This is a genomic window from Roseicyclus sp. (assembly GCF_052168335.1).
In the GTDB taxonomy this organism is placed as follows: domain Bacteria; phylum Pseudomonadota; class Alphaproteobacteria; order Rhodobacterales; family Rhodobacteraceae; genus Roseibacterium.
Window position 1 is genome coordinate 1 of sequence record NZ_JBQLZP010000239.1, and the last position, 2,632, is coordinate 2,632.

At 67.2% G+C, this 2,632-nt stretch carries 5 protein-coding genes; all 5 read right to left on the reverse strand.

Annotation, left to right across the window (positions count from 1 at the left end):
* Positions 1-199: 199 nt before the first annotated feature.
* Positions 200-541 carry a hypothetical protein gene (locus ACTS11_RS07480; protein WP_442639702.1) on the reverse strand — a complete coding sequence of 114 codons (342 nt, stop codon included), beginning with the start codon at positions 539-541 and terminating at the stop codon, positions 200-202.
* Positions 538-927 carry a response regulator gene (locus tag ACTS11_RS07485; RefSeq protein WP_442639703.1) on the reverse strand — a complete coding sequence of 130 codons (390 nt, stop codon included), beginning with the start codon at positions 925-927 and terminating at the stop codon, positions 538-540. Before ACTS11_RS07485 ends, ACTS11_RS07480 begins: the two co-directional genes overlap by 4 nt.
* Positions 928-981: 54 nt before the next feature.
* Positions 982-1,800 carry a CheR family methyltransferase gene (locus ACTS11_RS07490; protein ID WP_442639704.1) on the reverse strand — a complete coding sequence of 273 codons (819 nt, stop codon included), beginning with the start codon at positions 1,798-1,800 and terminating at the stop codon, positions 982-984.
* Between the two features lie 47 nt (positions 1,801-1,847).
* On the reverse strand, positions 1,848-2,318 hold the full coding sequence (locus tag ACTS11_RS07495) for a chemotaxis protein CheW (protein WP_442639705.1): 471 nt from the start codon (positions 2,316-2,318) through the stop codon (positions 1,848-1,850).
* 3 nt (positions 2,319-2,321) lie between these two features.
* A partial coding sequence (locus ACTS11_RS07500) for a chemotaxis protein CheW (protein ID WP_442639706.1) occupies positions 2,322-2,632 on the reverse strand: 311 nt, incomplete at its 5' end.

Below are 2,632 nucleotides of genomic sequence, written 5' to 3' on the forward strand. Positions count from 1 at the left end.
CGGACGCTGGTTCTTTCCGTCGGACATGCCTGTCTCGCTCGACCCATCTTCTGACCGCTGCGACCGCTCTGTCAGATCGGGCTGAAGACCGCGTTAAGCGTGCCGCGTCTCCGTGCGCACGACCGGCGCGGGAGCGGAGGCCTGCGGCGATGAGCGCGATCCGCTTTCCTTCGAAACGGCCGCCGGCAGGCAAGGCGCGTCATGACATCAGCCGGTGGCGTTGGGCGGCGACGGGCATGCAGGCCGCCACGGCGGCTCCGTCGAGTTCGGCCTCCGGCGAGGTCTCCGCCGCGACGAGGCCGAGCAGGTCCGCGAAGCCGCGCGCTTCCTGCCGCAGCAGGTCGATTGCCTGGAGGACCAGCGGGTCTGCGGTGACCGCGCCATCGATGACCGCCTGGCCGACCGCCGCGTCGAGCCGGACGAGGGCATCGGCCTGGAACGCCGCCTCCGTGGCGCAGGCGAGGAGCATTTCCCGCGCCGTCGGGTTGCGAAAGAGGTGCGGGGCGTCCTGTGGCGGGCCGCCGTTGTCCTCGACGATCAATGCAGCGTTCCCACGACCTGCTCGATGCAGGTCTTGAGGCCCATGGTCGAGAAGGGCTTCGTCAGGAAATTGTTCATTCCCAGTTGCTGGCCGCGCGTCAGGACCTCGCGGTCGGCGCGTCCCGTGATCAGGATGAAGCCGATGCGTTGCGTGCTGCGGTTGCGCCGCAGCGCCTCGAGGAGGGTCAGGCCGTCCATCCCGGGCATGTTGTAGTCCGAGATCACGAGGTGCACGGGGCTCGCGACGAGACTGCGCAGGGCGGTGGCGCCGTCCGTCTTGTAGTCGACGTGCCGCAGCCCGATCTCCTCGAGCGCGTTCTCGATCAGGCCCCGACTGACCGACATGTCGTCGACGACCATGATTTGGAGGCTGTTCTTCAGGGACATGGCTGTGTCTCGATCCTCGTCTGCGGCTTGGGTTCAGGTCCTCGCGAGGAGGCCTCACTTGGTGGAAAGCGTCGTCCGGCGGTATTGCGTGACGCCCGCGGGCTGCAGCAGCGGCTCCAGATCGGCGTCGACGCGCTCGGAATGTCCGACGAAGAGCGTGCCGCCGGGGCGAAGCCGCTCCGCGAAGCGCCGCCAGAGGCGCAGCCGCGTCTCGGCGTCGAAATATATGACGACATTCCGGCAGAAGATGACGTCGAAGGAGCCGGCGAAGGGCCAGGCGCCGAGAAGGTTCAGTTCCTCGAAGCGGATGATCGACCTGAGAGCCGGATCAACGGCGAAACTCCCGTTGTCCTGTCGTCGCGTGTATCGCGAAACCGCGGCGGGCAGGGGGTGCCCGTTCTGGGGCGGCGCGTAGATGCCGCGCCGGGCCTTCTCGACCATCTCGGGGTCGATGTCGGTGGCGAGGATCCGGACATCCGCCGCCTGCACCCCGGACCAGGCTTCGGCCAGCGTCATCGCGATGCTGTAGGGTTCCTCTCCGGACGAACAGCCGGCGGACCATATGCGGATCCGGTCGCCGGCCCGTGCTCGTTCGCTCAGTTCGGGCACGAGGCCCTTCAGGACGTCGAAATGCACCGGTTCCCGGAAGAAGCTCGTCACGTTCGTGGTGATCGCAGAGACGAGTTCGCGCCGCTCCTCGTCGCCCGCGCCGGACTCGAGCAGCCGCCGGTACTCCGAGAATTCCGAAAGCCCGAGCTTGCGCAGGCGCCGCGACAGCCGAGAGACCAGCATGCTGCGCTTTCCGTCGTTGATCACGATGCCGGTCTGCGCGTGGATGACCCGCGCGAAGGCATTGAAGTCCGCATCCGACATCGTGGCCGGTGCCGTCTCCGCCGAACCTGAGGGGACCGCTGTCGACATCATGCCCTGTCGGTGGCGAGTTCGGGGAGAACGCGGGCGAGGTCGATCTTTCGGAGCATGCGCCCGTCCTCGAAGGTCACGACGTTGCTGATGAAGTCGCGCGCGACCTCGGACGCGATGTCCGGCACGTGCCGCATCGCGGTGTCGTCGATGGTCAGGATGTCGGACACGACATCGGCCAGAAGGCCGACCGTCTGATCACCGATCATCACGATGATGATGATGTGGCGGGCGCAGGGCTGCGTCGCCCCGAAGCCGAGCCGCGCGGAAAGGTCGACGACCGCGACCACCGATCCTCGCAGGTTGACGACGCCTTTCACGTAGTCCTGCGAGTGGGGCAGGACCGTCGTGGGGGTCCATCCGCGGATTTCCCTCACGACGCCGATGTCGATGCAGAAATCCTGCTCGGCCACGCGGAAGGAGACGACATCGCGCCGGCCGGGAGTGTCATGGGCACTGTTCTGAAGCATTGTCTACTCGTTGGCTGCAAGCGGAGGGGTGGGGACTTCGGGCGCCGCGGCGGCGATGATCTCCTCGGGATCGACGATGAGCGCGATCCGCCCGTCGCCCAGGATCGTCGCCGCCGAGATGCCGTGGATCGCACCGTAGCTTTCCTCGAGGCTCTTGATGACGACCTGCCGCTGGTCATGGATGATGTCGACGGCGAGCGCAGCGCGGCGCCCGGCCTCGCACTCGACGAGGAGGAGGACGTTCCGCTCTCCGGTGTCGGCGGGGAGCTCATTCCGATCATCGACCTCGCGGAGGTCTTCGGCATCGCCCACCC

Bases quoted from the DNA above. Each gene is read 5' to 3' on its own strand.
- ACTS11_RS07485 (WP_442639703.1), bottom strand. From the start codon at position 927: ATGTCCCTGAAGAACAGCCTCCAAATCATGGTCGTCGACGACATGTCG.
- ACTS11_RS07490 (WP_442639704.1), bottom strand. From the start codon at position 1,800: ATGTCGGATGCGGACTTCAATGCCTTCGCGCGGGTCATCCACGCGCAG.
- ACTS11_RS07495 (WP_442639705.1), bottom strand. From the start codon at position 2,318: ATGCTTCAGAACAGTGCCCATGACACTCCCGGCCGGCGCGATGTCGTC.